This is a genomic window from Actinoallomurus vinaceus (genome assembly GCF_039542055.1).
Lineage (GTDB): Bacteria > Actinomycetota > Actinomycetes > Streptosporangiales > Streptosporangiaceae > Actinoallomurus > Actinoallomurus vinaceus.
On sequence record NZ_BAABHK010000004.1, the window covers coordinates 470,578 to 482,555 of the forward strand.

13 protein-coding genes and 1 pseudogene are annotated in these 11,978 nt (G+C 71.5%); 7 read left to right on the forward strand and 7 right to left on the reverse strand.

What is annotated here, in order from left to right:
• Positions 1-91 precede the first annotated feature (91 nt).
• The 3 genes from ABEA24_RS17375 to ABEA24_RS17385 are packed head-to-tail and all read left to right on the forward strand — an operon-like array spanning position 92 to position 2,630.
• Entirely contained in the window at positions 92-622 is a 531-nt protein-coding gene (locus ABEA24_RS17375; protein WP_345431892.1) for a PadR family transcriptional regulator, read from the forward strand.
• On the forward strand, positions 619-1,290 hold the full coding sequence (locus ABEA24_RS17380) for an ABC transporter ATP-binding protein (protein WP_345431893.1): 672 nt from the start codon (positions 619-621) through the stop codon (positions 1,288-1,290). Before ABEA24_RS17375 ends, ABEA24_RS17380 begins: the two co-directional genes overlap by 4 nt.
• The gene (locus ABEA24_RS17385) at positions 1,287-2,630 is read left to right on the forward strand and encodes an FtsX-like permease family protein (protein ID WP_345431895.1); all 1,344 of its coding nucleotides are present in this window, start codon (positions 1,287-1,289) and stop codon (positions 2,628-2,630) included. The genes ABEA24_RS17380 and ABEA24_RS17385 overlap by 4 nt, the downstream gene beginning before the upstream one ends.
• A 97-nt stretch (positions 2,631-2,727) precedes the next feature.
• Here the strand turns inward: ABEA24_RS17385 and ABEA24_RS17390 are convergent, their stop codons facing one another.
• Both ABEA24_RS17390 and ABEA24_RS17395 read right to left on the reverse strand, forming a co-directional pair.
• Entirely contained in the window at positions 2,728-4,230 is a 1,503-nt protein-coding gene (locus ABEA24_RS17390) for a DUF2079 domain-containing protein (RefSeq protein ID WP_345431896.1), read from the reverse strand.
• The gene (locus ABEA24_RS17395) at positions 4,227-4,637 is read right to left on the reverse strand and encodes an HIT family protein (RefSeq protein WP_345431897.1); all 411 of its coding nucleotides are present in this window, start codon (positions 4,635-4,637) and stop codon (positions 4,227-4,229) included. Before ABEA24_RS17395 ends, ABEA24_RS17390 begins: the two co-directional genes overlap by 4 nt.
• Positions 4,638-4,693: 56 nt before the next feature.
• Here ABEA24_RS17395 and ABEA24_RS17400 point away from each other — a divergent pair, with 56 nt between their 5' ends.
• A complete protein-coding gene (locus ABEA24_RS17400; protein WP_345431898.1) occupies positions 4,694-5,398 on the forward strand; it encodes an ATP-binding cassette domain-containing protein in 705 nt (234 codons plus the stop codon).
• Between the two features lie 8 nt (positions 5,399-5,406).
• Positions 5,407-6,087, forward strand: a complete 681-nt coding sequence (locus ABEA24_RS17405; RefSeq protein ID WP_345431899.1) for a hypothetical protein — start codon at positions 5,407-5,409, stop codon at positions 6,085-6,087.
• Between the two features lie 7 nt (positions 6,088-6,094).
• On the opposite strand, the gene ABEA24_RS17410 is transcribed toward ABEA24_RS17405, so the two are convergent.
• A complete protein-coding gene (locus ABEA24_RS17410) occupies positions 6,095-6,598 on the reverse strand; it encodes a DivIVA domain-containing protein (protein ID WP_345431901.1) in 504 nt (167 codons plus the stop codon).
• A gap of 120 nt (positions 6,599-6,718) precedes the next feature.
• Here ABEA24_RS17410 and ABEA24_RS17415 point away from each other — a divergent pair, with 120 nt between their 5' ends.
• Positions 6,719-7,186, forward strand: a complete 468-nt coding sequence (locus ABEA24_RS17415; RefSeq protein WP_345431902.1) for a general stress protein — start codon at positions 6,719-6,721, stop codon at positions 7,184-7,186.
• A 108-nt stretch (positions 7,187-7,294) separates the two neighbouring features.
• Here the strand turns inward: ABEA24_RS17415 and rlmN are convergent.
• Positions 7,295-8,386: pseudogene (gene rlmN / locus ABEA24_RS17420) on the reverse strand (dual-specificity RNA methyltransferase RlmN); the annotation flags it as partial.
• Positions 8,387-8,523: 137 nt separating this feature from the next.
• Between rlmN and ABEA24_RS17425 the strand changes: the two are divergent.
• On the forward strand, positions 8,524-9,669 hold the full coding sequence (locus ABEA24_RS17425) for a suppressor of fused domain protein (protein ID WP_345431903.1): 1,146 nt from the start codon (positions 8,524-8,526) through the stop codon (positions 9,667-9,669).
• Between the two features lie 58 nt (positions 9,670-9,727).
• Here the strand turns inward: ABEA24_RS17425 and ABEA24_RS17430 are convergent, their stop codons facing one another.
• Genes ABEA24_RS17430 through pyrH form a run of 3 tightly spaced genes read right to left on the reverse strand, consistent with a single transcriptional unit; the run spans position 9,728 to position 11,945 of the window.
• Positions 9,728-10,609 (reverse strand): phosphatidate cytidylyltransferase, encoded by an 882-nt coding sequence (locus ABEA24_RS17430; RefSeq protein ID WP_345431904.1) that lies wholly within the window; start codon positions 10,607-10,609, stop codon positions 9,728-9,730.
• Positions 10,609-11,166 (reverse strand): ribosome recycling factor, encoded by a 558-nt coding sequence (gene frr / locus ABEA24_RS17435; RefSeq protein WP_345431905.1) that lies wholly within the window; start codon positions 11,164-11,166, stop codon positions 10,609-10,611. Before frr ends, ABEA24_RS17430 begins: the two co-directional genes overlap by 1 nt.
• Before the next feature lie 14 nt (positions 11,167-11,180).
• The gene (gene pyrH, locus ABEA24_RS17440; protein WP_345431906.1) at positions 11,181-11,945 is read right to left on the reverse strand and encodes a UMP kinase; all 765 of its coding nucleotides are present in this window, start codon (positions 11,943-11,945) and stop codon (positions 11,181-11,183) included.
• Positions 11,946-11,978: the final 33 nt, after the last annotated feature.

Sequence of the window (11,978 nt, forward strand, 5' to 3'; positions counted from 1 at the left end):
GCCTGCTTCCACGGCGTTGGCCAGCCCGTCTTCATTCGCGCTTCAGGGCAAGCTATTCATTCAATGAATACATCGAGTGTATAGTCGAGCCATGTCGACCGGGCACATCCTGCTCGGGCTGCTCACCGAGCGCCCGAAGCACGGATACGAACTCAAACGCGAGCACGACGAGCGGCTTCCGGGCGCCCGGCCGCTCGCGTACGGGCAGGTCTACGCGACCCTGCAGCGACTGGAGCGCGACGGCCGGGTGGCCGTCGCCGGGACGGTGCAGGAGGCCGGTCCCGAGCGCACCGTCTACGAGATCACCGAGGAGGGCACGGCGGAGGTCCGCCGCTGGCTCGCCGAGGTCGAGCCGCCCGCGCCGTACGTCTCCAGCCCGTTGTTCAGCCGGGTGGTGATGGCGCTGGTCGCCGAGGGCGCGGCCGACACCTACCTCCTGCGGCAGCGGGCCGCGCACCTGGAACGGATGCGCGAGCTGACGGCCCGCAAGCGCGCGGCAGGAGTCTCGGTGGGCGAGCTCCTGGCAGCCGACTACGCCCTGCACCACCTCGACGCCGACCTGCGCTGGATGGAGACGGCCCGGCAGCGTATCGACGACCTCATTCAGGAGATCCGGTCATGACCTTGTTGGAAGCCCGCCACGTCGAGAAGGCCTTCGGCCGCACGCACGCCCTGCGCGGCGTCTCCCTGACCATCGAGAGCGGGGAGACGGTCGCGATCACGGGGCCGAGCGGATCGGGCAAGTCGACGCTCCTGCACTGCCTGAGCGGGATCATGTCGCCGGAGAGCGGTGAGGTGCACTACGCCGGGCGGCGGATCGACGATCTCGACGAGACGGCCCGCACCCGGCTCCGGCGGGAGGACTTCGGGATCGTCTTCCAGCTCGACCGGCTCGTTCCCGAGCTGACCGCGGTGGAGAACGTCGCGCTGCCGCTGCTGTTCGCCGGGCGGGGGCGCGCCGAGGCGACGACCGTCGCGCTCGGCCGGCTCGACGAGGTGGGCGCCGCAGACGTCGCCGAATCCCGTCCGGCGGAGCTGTCCGGGGGCCAGCTCCAGCGGGTGGCGATCGCCAGGGCGCTCGTCACGACCCCGAAGGTGATCTTCGCCGACGAGCCGACCGGCGCGCTCGACTCGGTCGCCGGGGAGCGGGTGCTGTCGCTGCTGATGGGCGCCGCGCGGGCGAACAAGGCGACCGTCGTGATCGTGACGCATGACAACCAGGTGGCGGCGCACGCCGACCGGGAGATCGTGCTCCGCGACGGTGCCCTGGTCGGTGGGGTGATGGCATGAGGGCGCTCCTGACCGTGGCGGGAATGCTCGGCCATGGCGGTTCACCGCCGGAGCGCGCCCGTGTGCGGCTGATGGCGGTCGGGGCGGCGCTGGCCACCTGGTTCCTGTTCGGCGCGGCCAACGTGCTCGCCCTGCACGGGCAGCTCGACCAGCGCTTCGGCCCGATCGCCGACCCGGGCACGCGGGGCGGCTCCGCCTTCGGGATAGCGCTGCTGCTCCTCCCGGTCGCGGCCTTCCTCTACCAGTCGGGACGGCTGGCCGCCGCCGACCGGGAGCGACGGCTGTCCGCGCTGCGCCTGGCGGGAGCCACGCCGCGCGAGGTGCGCGTCCTCGGGGCGATCGAGGTCACCCGCACGGCCGCGCTCGGCGCGGTCGTCGGCGCCGCGTCGTACCTCCTCCTCCAGCTGGCCGCCCGCAGTCTGCTGCCGCCGGGATCGCGTGCCGACGTCGACGTCCCGCCCTTGTGGGGCCTGGCCGCGATGGCGCTCGTGATCGTCGCGGCGGCGATCTCCGGCATGCGCGCCGGGGGCCACGTCATCGCCACGCCGCTCGGCGTGACGCGTCGCGCCAACGTCCGTCCGCCGCGCTGGTACGGCCTCCTGCTCCTCGTGCCGCCGTGCACGATATACCTCGCGGTCTGGCTGCTCGCCGCCCTGGGGGATGCCGGCTTCTTCTCCGACGGCGCACGGCTGTTGATGACCCTGAGCCTGGTCCTCGTGCCGGTCGCCCTGATGCGGTCCGCCGCGTGGATGGTCTGGTTCGCGGCACGGTGGGTCGGGCGCAGGGCCGGCTCGGCGGAGACCCTGCTGGCAGCACGCGCCCTGGAGGCCGACGCCCGTCCGTGGGGCCGGGCCCTCGCCGTCGTCGGGCTCACCGTCTCGGTCGGAACGGGGGTGGGCCTGGTCGAGGCGGACTTCCTGGCCATCGGCCGGCACCCCGATCCGTTCTGGGTGACGAGTTTCGTGCTCGTCAGCCTGGCCCTGCTGGTGGCGATCGTCGTGGCGGCCGCCGCCCTCCTCGTGCACCAGGCCGAGTCGCTCCTCGAACGCGGTCCGGTGCTGGCCGCCCTCCGCGCCGGCGGCGCGTCCGAACGGGAGCTACGCCGTGTCCTCACCCGCCAGGGATTGATCGCCTCCGTTCCCGTCTGCGGCCTCGCCGTGGCCGCCAGCCTGGTGACCCTGGCCGGGGGTGTCGCGATCCAGGGCGTCTGGTCCCTGTTGACGATCGGGCACTCGCTGCTCATGGGCGGGCTGGGCGTCGTGGCCGCGGTCCTGGTCACGACGGCCTCCCGGCGCCGGCTCCGCCGCGCGATCGCGCCCGAACGGCTCCGCACCGAGTGAACCCGTCACCCGGTGGACCGTCACGGCGCGCGGCGGTTCACCGGGTGACGTCCGAACGGTCCCGGTCGACCGGGTGGCGCACGTCGGGCATCGCGGTTCACCGGGTGGCGCGCAGGTCGGGGGTGGCGCCGGGGCGGTTCAGGACGACCCAGCCGTCCCGGCTCAGGACGACGTGGTAGCCCTTCCGCAGCAGGTACCGTACGCGGCCGCGCTGCTCGCCCACCCACGGGAAGGGGAACGTCGTGCGGGCCGTGTCGGCCACGACCCAGGGCGCCCAGCGAACCTTGGTGTCCCACAGCAGCACGCGGGTCCGTCCGGACAGCTCGGGCCCGACGACGTTGGCGGCCTCGACCAGCACGCCGCGGGGTACGACGGCGACCGCCGCGGCGGCGGCCTGCGCGTGTGCGTCGCGCCGGTAGAACGCCGGTTCGAAGAAGTGCTTGAACGAGAAGCGCGGAACGACGAGGGCGGCGGCCAGGAGCGCCGCCACCGGCCACACGAGGTCCACCCGCAGCCGCCGCCCGCGCAGGCCGGGCGGCCGGAGCCGGGACAGCCGGCAGGCCCCGTCCACGCCCGCCGCGACGAGCAGGGCGGTCAGCGCGACGTTGTAATGGAACCTCGGCTCCCACCAGTTCCCGAAGCGGTTCGCGAGCATCCGCTCGGCCAGCAGGGGCAGCACCGCCAGAGTGATCGGTGAGGCCAGCGGGACGAGGAGCAGCGGCAGGATGAGCCATCCCATCGTCGACGCCTTGACGCCCGGCGTCACGAGCAGCTTCAGCGCCGTCCACGGGTGCGTCAGGGCGTGCAGGGCGGCGTGCGGCAGATCCTTGCCCAGCGCGTCGTAGGCCCAGTAGTAGTCCGCCGAGCCGCCGAACGCCGGGATCAGCACCCGGGAGGCCAGCCAGGTCCACGCCAGGCCGGCGCCCACGAAGGCGGCCGCCAGGCGCCGCTCCCCCGGACGCGTCAGCAGGTAGAGCCCGAAGCCGGCGACGAGCAGGCCCATATCCTCCTTGACCAGCAGCAGCGCGCCCGCGGCCAGCGCGCACTGCCACCGCCGCCCGGCGTCGTGGCGTTCGAGCATCAGCATGGACAGGACGGGCGTGAACGCCATCTCGTGGAAGTCGAACGCGACCGTCTCGGCCACCGGCCACGCCAGCGCGTACGCGCCCGCGACGCAGTGCGCCGCCCACACCCCGAACCGCCGCCGCGTGAACGCCCACAGCGGCACGATCGTCAGCGCCAGGAGCACCGCCTGGGCGATGAGGAGCGTCTGCGGCCCGTCGTGGATCCAGTACAGCGGCGCGAGCACGGCGAGGATCGGCGAGAAGTGGTCGCCGAGCACCGTGAAGTGCGGGCCGAAGCCGTTGTGCACGCCCTTGACGATCGCGACCGGCAGGTGAAGGTGGCTGTACGAGCGCACCGCCTGATCGAAGATCACCAGGTCGTACGTCGTGGTGCGGAAGGTCCAGTACCGCACGAGCGCGAACACCGAGTACGCCGCCGCGGCGGCCACGACGAGGGCCCCGACGGTAACCGCTTCGCGGCGGGGGCGTCCCGGCCGTACCTCCGGGCCGGCGGTCTCGGCCGACATCGTGATCATCCGAGCGCACCGCGGAGACGGTCGGCGTACGCGCGGGCCTCGTCGTCGGAGTCGTACTTGGTCCGAGGCCAGAAGAAGCCGCGCAGGCCGTCCTTGCGGTTCCTGGGCACGACGTGGACGTGCAGGTGGGGCACGCTCTGGCTGATCCGGTTGTTCACCGCGACGAAGGACCCGGCCGCGGCGAGCGCCGTCTCCATGGCGACGGACAGCCGCTGCCCGGCGGCGAACAGCGGCTCGAGCAGGTCGGCCGGCAGATCCGCGAGGGTCTCGTAGTGGGTTCGCGGCACCAGGAGAGTATGCCCCTTGAACAGCGGGCGGGCGTCCAGGAACGCGACGACGGGACCGTCGTCGAGTACCACGTGAGCGGGCCGCTCCCCCTTCACGATCTCGCAGAACAGGCAGTCCATGATGGGCATTCTTCCGCTTACGGTCCTCTTATTCGGCGCGAATAGGCTCCTGGCCTGTGCGCTTCGATCAAGTCGCCTTCCGCTATCGCCGTCGTGCTCCGTGGGTGCTGCACGACGTGACGCTGACCGTACCCCGTGGCCGGATCATCGAGGTGAACGGCCGCAATGGAGCGGGCAAATCAACGCTCCTCCGGCTCGTCGCCGGAGTCGTGCCACCGGTGCGGGGAAGCGTCACCGGCCGCCCGTCCGCCGTGGGGTACGCGCCGGAGCGGTTCCCGGCCGGTCAGCCGTTCACCGCGCGGGCCTACCTCGGGCACATGGCCGCCGTACGCGGCGTGCCGCCGGCGCACATCGGCGACTGGGCCGAGCGGCTGGGCTTCACCGACCTCCTGGACACCCGCCTGCCCGACCTGTCCAAGGGCAGCGCGCACAAGGCCGGGCTCATCCAGGCGCTGCTCGCCGCGCCCGGGCTGCTCATCCTCGACGAGCCGTTCGCGGGCCTCGACGCGCGGACGCGCACAGCGCTCCCGGCCCTGCTGGCCGAACTCGCCTCCGAGGGGTCGACCGTCATCGTCAGCGACCACCAGGGCGACCTCCGGGAGGTTCCCGGGGTGATGCGCTGGCAGGTCGCCGAGGGGACGGTGACCGACGGAGACCTCACCGAGGAGCACGCCGTGGTCGAGGTGGTCCTGCCCCGCTCCCAGGCCGAGGACCTGGTGACCCGCCTCAAGGCGGACGGCTACGAGGCGAGGTGCCGATGATCGCGGCGATGCGGTTCCAGCTCAGCGGGTACGCGCGGTCGACGCGGGCCCTGCATCCGGTGCTCGCGCTCGCGCTCCTGCTGGGGATCGTCTTCTCCGCCCCGCTCGGCGGCACCACGGCCCAGGTACGGTCCGGCGCGCTGACCGCGTTCGGTGACCTGGCCGCGCTGAGCTTCCCGATCTACGCCTGGGCGGGGCGCGGGCTGCTCGACACCGAACCGGACGCCCAGCGGCAGATCGGCGCGGTCGCCCTCGGATGGTCGCGGGCGGCGGCCTGCGGGCTGATCGCGGCCTCGGGGTTCGCGGCCTGCCTGGCCCTGGTCGCCTCGGCGTATCCCCTCGCGGAGGCGATGCGGTACGGCGTCCGGCCCTCGGTGCTGCTGCTGGCGGTCGGGCTGATGCTGCTGTCGGCGCTGGCCGCGACGGCGCTCGGGGCGCTCACCAGCCGGGCGATCATCCCCTCCCCCGGCCGGTCGATCCTCGTGCTGCTCGGCGTCTACGTGGCCGACCTGCTGCTGGGACTCGGCCCACTGCGGGTCCTCACCGTCCCGATGATCGAGTGGATGGGTGCGGCCGGTCGCGGGGCGTCCGCGTTCACGAGCGGCCTGCCGTGGTTCGCCCTGCGCACGCTCGCCTGGACGGCGCTCGCCGCGGCGCTGTACACCCGGCTCCGGCGCACCCGCGCCTGACTGACCTCTAGCCCAGGCGGTCGATCTCGGCCGCCAGGTGCTCGAGGAAGCCGTCGACGTCGGGCTGGCTGTACCCGGGCCGGAACCGGGTCGTCGCGAAACGCGCCGCCCGTACGTCGGCCGACCGTGCCGTACGGCCGCGCAACGCGACGAGCATCGTGTCGAGGAAGGAGTCGACCTCCCCCTCGTCGTATCCCTCCGTCAGCCGGGTCGTGACGAACCGGACGTTGCGCACCAGTCCGGCGAGCCGGTCCGCTTCGGCGGCGGCCAGGCGGCGCCGCCTGGCGTTCTCCTTCGTCTCGAACTCGCGCAGGTACTCCTCGAGCCGCTCGTCGACGGCGCTTCCCCGGTAGCCGCGCAGGGTGACGGCGAACCGCACCTGGCCGATCTCGGCGACGGTGACCGGCGGCGCGAACAACTGCGCGCGGCCCAGAGTCCCCTCGACGCGGGCGATGAACGCGTCCACCTGGTGACGGTGATAACCGCGAAGGGCGATCGGGAACTCCGGCATAGCCGCATTCTCACCCAAATCAAGGTGACGACGGCACCGCATGGCCGAAAAAGGGGTGTAGCTGCCGGACCTGGGGAAATCTGTCAAGGAGGTCGTCACACGGACCGGGGGGACTGAGGTATGACGACGGGGAACACAGCCGGACCGCAGAAAGTGGTGCTCAGCGGCTACACGAGCCACGAGGCCGCGCAACGTGCGGTGGACATACTGGCGGAACGCAACTTCCCGGTGGAGCACGTCTCGATCGTCGGTTCCGGGCTGAGGCTCGAGGAGCGGATCCTCGGCCGGTGGACGCTCGGCAAGGCGCTGCTGGCGGGCTTGAGCTCCGGCGCCTGGATCGGCCTGCTCATCGGCGTGGTCTTCTGGATCGTCAGCCCGTGGGTGGTGGGCGCGGTGATCTCCGCGATCGTCCTGGGCGCGATCTTCGGTGCGATCTTCGGGGCGGTGACGCACATGGTGCGGCGGCGGACGTTCGCGTCGACCAGCGCCGTGGTGGCCGAGCGGTACGACGTGCTCTGCGACGCGGAGTTCGCCGCCGAGGCCAGGCGTCTGCTGGCCGCCGTACCCGCCACGGACCAGCCCCACTGACCCGGCGGGACGTTACTCGGGGGCGGGAAGCCGGCCGTTCTCAGGGAGCGGCCGGTCCGGCAGGACGGGGAGCGCCCGCTCCGGCAGGACGGCGACCGGCTGCTCGATGCTCTTGGCCGCCAGCTGGCCGCACGCTCCGTCGATCTCCTGACCGCGCGTGTCGCGTACGGTGACGGGGACGCCGTGGGCCTCCAGGCGGCGGACGAACTCCGTCTGGTCCGACGGCCGCGACGCGGTCCACTTCGAACCCGGCGTCGGGTTCAACGGGATCAGATTGACGTGCACCGGGTGGCTCTTGATCAGCCGGCCGAGCAGGTCGGCGCGCCACGCCTGATCGTTGATGTCGCGGATCAGGGCGTACTCGATCGACACCCGGCGCCGGGTGCGGTCGGCGTACGCCCACGCGGCGTCGAGGACCTCCCTGACCTTCCAGCGGGTGTTGATCGGCACGAGCTCGTCGCGCAGCTCGTCGTCGGGCGCGTGCAGGGACACCGCCAACCGCACCTTGAGGTCCAGGTCGGCGAGCTGGTTGATCTTCGGGACGAGACCCACCGTGGACACGGTGATGTTCCGCTGGGAGATGCCCAGTCCCTGCGGGCTCGGGTCGCTGAGCCGATGGATCGCCCGGACGATGGCGGAGAAGTTGGCGAGCGGCTCGCCCATGCCCATGAAGACGATGTTGCTGACCCGGCCGGCGCCGCCGGCGATCTCGCCGCGGTCGAGCGCCCGGGCGCCCGCCATGACCTGCTCGACGATCTCGGCGGTCGACAGGTTGCGGGTGAGTCCCGCCTGGCCGGTGGCGCAGAACGGGCAGTTCATGCCGCAGCCGGCCTGGGAGGAGACGCACATCGTGACCCGGTCCGGATAGCGCATGAGCACCGACTCGACGAGCGTGCCGTCGAACGCCTTCCACAACGTCTTGCGCGTGGCGCCGTTGTCACACGTCAGATCGCTCACCGAGGTGAGCAGGGAGGGCAGCAGCTCGGCGACGAGGCGGTCCCGGAGGGCGGCCGGCAGGTCCGTCATGTCCGACGGATCGTCGGCGAGCCTGCCGAAGTAGTGGCGCGACAGCTGGTCGGCGCGGAACGGCTTCTCGCCGAGCGCGCCGACGGCCTCTCGCCGCTCGTCCCAGGACAGGTCGGCGAGGTGACGTGGGGGCTTCGCCCGGCGCGGAGCGGCGAAGGTGAGCTGAGCGGGCATGTCCGTTCCAGTGTGGCAGACGCCGGGGAGAGCTTCGTACGTCGGCGCGTCCGCGGGCGGACCCTGCCGGGAGCACATTTCATCGGGGACGACGTCAATGCCACGGCGGGGGCCGCACACTCACTACAGTCCCCTCTATGCCGGTATTGCGCAGAACGCCGCAGGAGACTCGTGTCCTGATCAGTGACACCAGCCCCTACGGAAGCCGTGTCCTCGAAGTGGAGTCCGATCACGTCGCGACGGCGGCGTACCTCCGCAGGAGCGACGGGCATACCGTGGCCGCGGCCTGGATCGCCAACCACCAGGACGCTTCGTCCCACCCCGACCTCGCGCGGCTGAACGCCGGGCTGGTCCCCGCCATGCCGACGGGCCACACCAAGCACGCCAAGGGGCGGTCGGCGCCCGACCCGCGGTCGCTCACGGTCGTCTGGCTCGAGGAGGGCGACGGCGCGGCGCTGCTCGAGGACGGGCAGCCTCTCTGCGTGATCCCCGGTTGGTCGGACATGGACCGCGGACTGCCCGGGTACAGCCGGGAGGCCATCGGCCAGAGCCCGTTCGCGTTCGCGCTGGACGACGAGATCGAGGACCTGGGGCCGCGGATCCTGCAGGCGCAGGCGTTCTGGGAGTGGCGGAAGGGAGAGGGCGCCTGGGAGGGCTTCCAGCAGTCGGTGCTGGGGCATCTGCTGGGCCGGCTCGGCCCCGGCGGGTACTACTGGCACGACGTGGGCCGGCAGTGGCGGGCCCGCGCGGGCCAGGGACCGGGCTCCGGAGGCGAGCAGCCCGTCGTCGGGGTCTCCGAACGTCCCCCGATGGACGACCGCTCCTACCGGGTGCTCAGCACGGTCGGCATGAGCTGCCAGCGGATGCCCACCGTCGAGCTGTACGAAGATGACGTGACCGAACACGCCCGCATCGAGCTCGCCGTGGCGACCACCCTGCCCAGCCAGCGCGCCGGCAGCATCTTCCCCTGGCTGGCGCAGTACCCGTGGCGCGCGGTCACGTCCTTCGCTCCGGGCGACAACGTGAAGTGGTACCACGAGGCGAAGACCTTCCCGCTCGGACCGAGCTGGGAGGGCGTGCTGCTGCTCGACGACCCGAGCCGTCTCAAAGGGCCGGCCGCGCCGGACATGAGCGGCTTCTCGTTCGGCGGTGACCCGGTGCACTGGCTGTGGCTCGTGCCGATCACCGAGGCGGAGCGGCAGTTCGGCAAGGACGAGGGCCCGGACGCGTTGATCGAGCGGCTGTCCCGGAAGGGACGCAGCTGGGTCGTCGGCGAGGACTGACCGCCGCAGAACCGGCGGTGGGCGGCCGGGCCGGAGCGCCGGGCCGCCCAAAGTGCGGTTACGCGGGGACGAACGCCTGGAAGAGCAGCCACACGACGGGGACGGTGGCGAGGAGCGAGTCGAGGCGGTCCATCACACCGCCGTGCTCGGGCAGGAGGGTCCCCATGTCCTTGATGCCGAGATCCCGCTTGACCATCGACTCGATGAGGTCGCCGAGCGTGGCGGAGCACACGGCGGCGGCGCCGACGATGACACCCTGCCACCAGGTGCCGTGCACCAGCCAGGGCAGCAGCACCCCGCCCACCGCCATGCAGGTGAGGGACGAGCCGGTGAACCCCTCCCAGGTCTTCTTCGGGCTGATGGCCGGGGCCATCTTGTGCGCGCCCAGGAAGGTCCCCGCGAAGAAGCCGCCGATGTCGCTGGCGATCGTCACCGCGATGAAGGTGATGATGCGGTTGGGACCGTCGTCCGCGTGCAGCATAAGGACCACGAACCCGGCGAGGAACGGGGCGTACGCTGCGGTGAAGACGCTCGCGGTGACGTCCCGGACGTAGCCCTCCTGGCCTCCGGTCAGCCGCCACAGCAGGATCGCCAGCACCGTCAGGGCGAACGTCGCGACCAGGCCGGTGGTCCCCCAGACGTACGTGCAGACCAGTATCGCCAGGTTTCCGGCCAGGAGAGGGACCGGCTCGATCCGGATGCCGCGGGTCCCGAACGCCCGGATGAGCTCCCATACGGCGACGCCGAGGAAGACCACGACGACGCCGAGGAAGATCTCCTTGACGGTGTAGAGGGACGCCACCACGAGGCCGCCCAGCCCCAGGCCGACCCCGACGGCGATGGGGAGGTTCCGGCCCGGCCTACGCTTCTTCTTGCCCGTATCTTCCGCCTGTGCCTCCGGGATCTCCGGTGCGGGCGTGGGGGCCTGCTCGAGTCCCACTAGACCTCGAGCAACTCGGCTTTCTTGTGCTCGAGCATCTCGTCGATCTTGGCGACGTGCTTGTGCGTGAAGTCGTCCAGCTCCTTCTCCCCGCGGCGCACGTCGTCCTCGCCCGCGTCGCCGCCCTTGGCGAGCTTGTCGAGGGCGTCCTTGGCATGCCGGCGGATGTTGCGGATCGAGACCCGCGCGTCCTCCGCCTTGTGCCCGGCCACCTTGATGAACTCCTTGCGGCGCTCCTCGGACAGGTCCGGGAACACCACGCGGATGATCTTCCCGTCGTTGCCCGGGTTGACACCGAGGTCGCTCTCGCGGATGGCCTTCTCGATCGCGCTCAGGGAGTTCGCGTCGTACGGCTGGACGATGACCATGCGGGGCTCGGGCAGCGTGAACGACGCCAGTTGGTTGATCGGCGTCGGCGTGCCGTAGTACTCCGCCGTGATCTTGTTGAACATCGCGGGCGTCACCCGGCCGGTGCGGATGCCGTTGAAGTCATCCTTGGCGACCGTGACGGCCTTCTCCATCTTCTCCTCGGCTTCGAGGAGGATCTCGTCGATCACCTTCGGCTCCTTGTTCAGCTCTCCGCCGGACTTACCAATGTGCCGATCTTCTCACCGCGGACGGCCCGCACGATATTGCCTTGCCCCATCAGGTCGAAGACCACGATGGGCAGGCCGTTGTCCATGCAAAGGCTGATCGCGGTGGCGTCCATGACCTTCAGACCGCGCTGCAGCACCTCGCCGTACTCGAGCCGGTCGAACCGGAAGGCGTCCGGGTTCTTCTTCGGGTCGGCGTCGTACACGCCGTCCACCTGGGTGCCCTTCAGCACGGCGTCGGCGCCGATCTCCAGCGCCCGCTGCGCCGCGGCCGTGTCGGTGGAGAAGAACGGCTGGCCGAGGCCGGCGCCGAAGATCACCACACGGCCCTTCTCGAGGTGGCGGATGGCCCTGCGCGGGATGTACGGCTCGGCGACCTGGCCCATCGTGATCGCCGTCTGCACCCGCGTGTCCAGGCCGAGCTTCTCAAGGAAGTCCTGCAGCGCGAGGCAGTTGATCACGGTGCCGAGCATGCCCATGTAGTCGCTGCGGGCGCGGTCCATGCCCTGGGCGGACATCTGCGCGCCGCGGAACATGTTGCCGCCGCCGCAGACCACCGCGACCTGCACGCCCTCCCGCACCACCTCGGCGACCGCCTCGGCGATGTGCTGGACGACCGCGGGGTCGATGCCGAGCGCGTCGCCACCGGCGAACGCCTCGCCGGAGAGCTTGAGGAGCACCCGCTTCCAGCCATGGTGGGACGACGAAGCCGCCGTCGTGTCGGTGGTCTGATCTTCCTGCACGGCGGCGGCTCCTTCGTTGTCTCTCAGCGGCTG

Bases quoted from the DNA above. Each gene is read 5' to 3' on its own strand.
- ABEA24_RS17375 (WP_345431892.1), top strand. From the start codon at position 92: ATGTCGACCGGGCACATCCTGCTCGGGCTGCTCACCGAGCGCCCGAAG.
- ABEA24_RS17380 (WP_345431893.1), top strand. From the start codon at position 619: ATGACCTTGTTGGAAGCCCGCCACGTCGAGAAGGCCTTCGGCCGCACG.
- ABEA24_RS17385 (WP_345431895.1), top strand. From the start codon at position 1,287: ATGAGGGCGCTCCTGACCGTGGCGGGAATGCTCGGCCATGGCGGTTCA.
- ABEA24_RS17390 (WP_345431896.1), bottom strand. From the start codon at position 4,230: ATGATCACGATGTCGGCCGAGACCGCCGGCCCGGAGGTACGGCCGGGA.
- ABEA24_RS17395 (WP_345431897.1), bottom strand. From the start codon at position 4,637: ATGGACTGCCTGTTCTGCGAGATCGTGAAGGGGGAGCGGCCCGCTCAC.
- ABEA24_RS17405 (WP_345431899.1), top strand. From the start codon at position 5,407: ATGCGGTTCCAGCTCAGCGGGTACGCGCGGTCGACGCGGGCCCTGCAT.
- ABEA24_RS17410 (WP_345431901.1), bottom strand. From the start codon at position 6,598: ATGCCGGAGTTCCCGATCGCCCTTCGCGGTTATCACCGTCACCAGGTG.
- ABEA24_RS17415 (WP_345431902.1), top strand. From the start codon at position 6,719: ATGACGACGGGGAACACAGCCGGACCGCAGAAAGTGGTGCTCAGCGGC.
- ABEA24_RS17425 (WP_345431903.1), top strand. From the start codon at position 8,524: ATGCCGGTATTGCGCAGAACGCCGCAGGAGACTCGTGTCCTGATCAGT.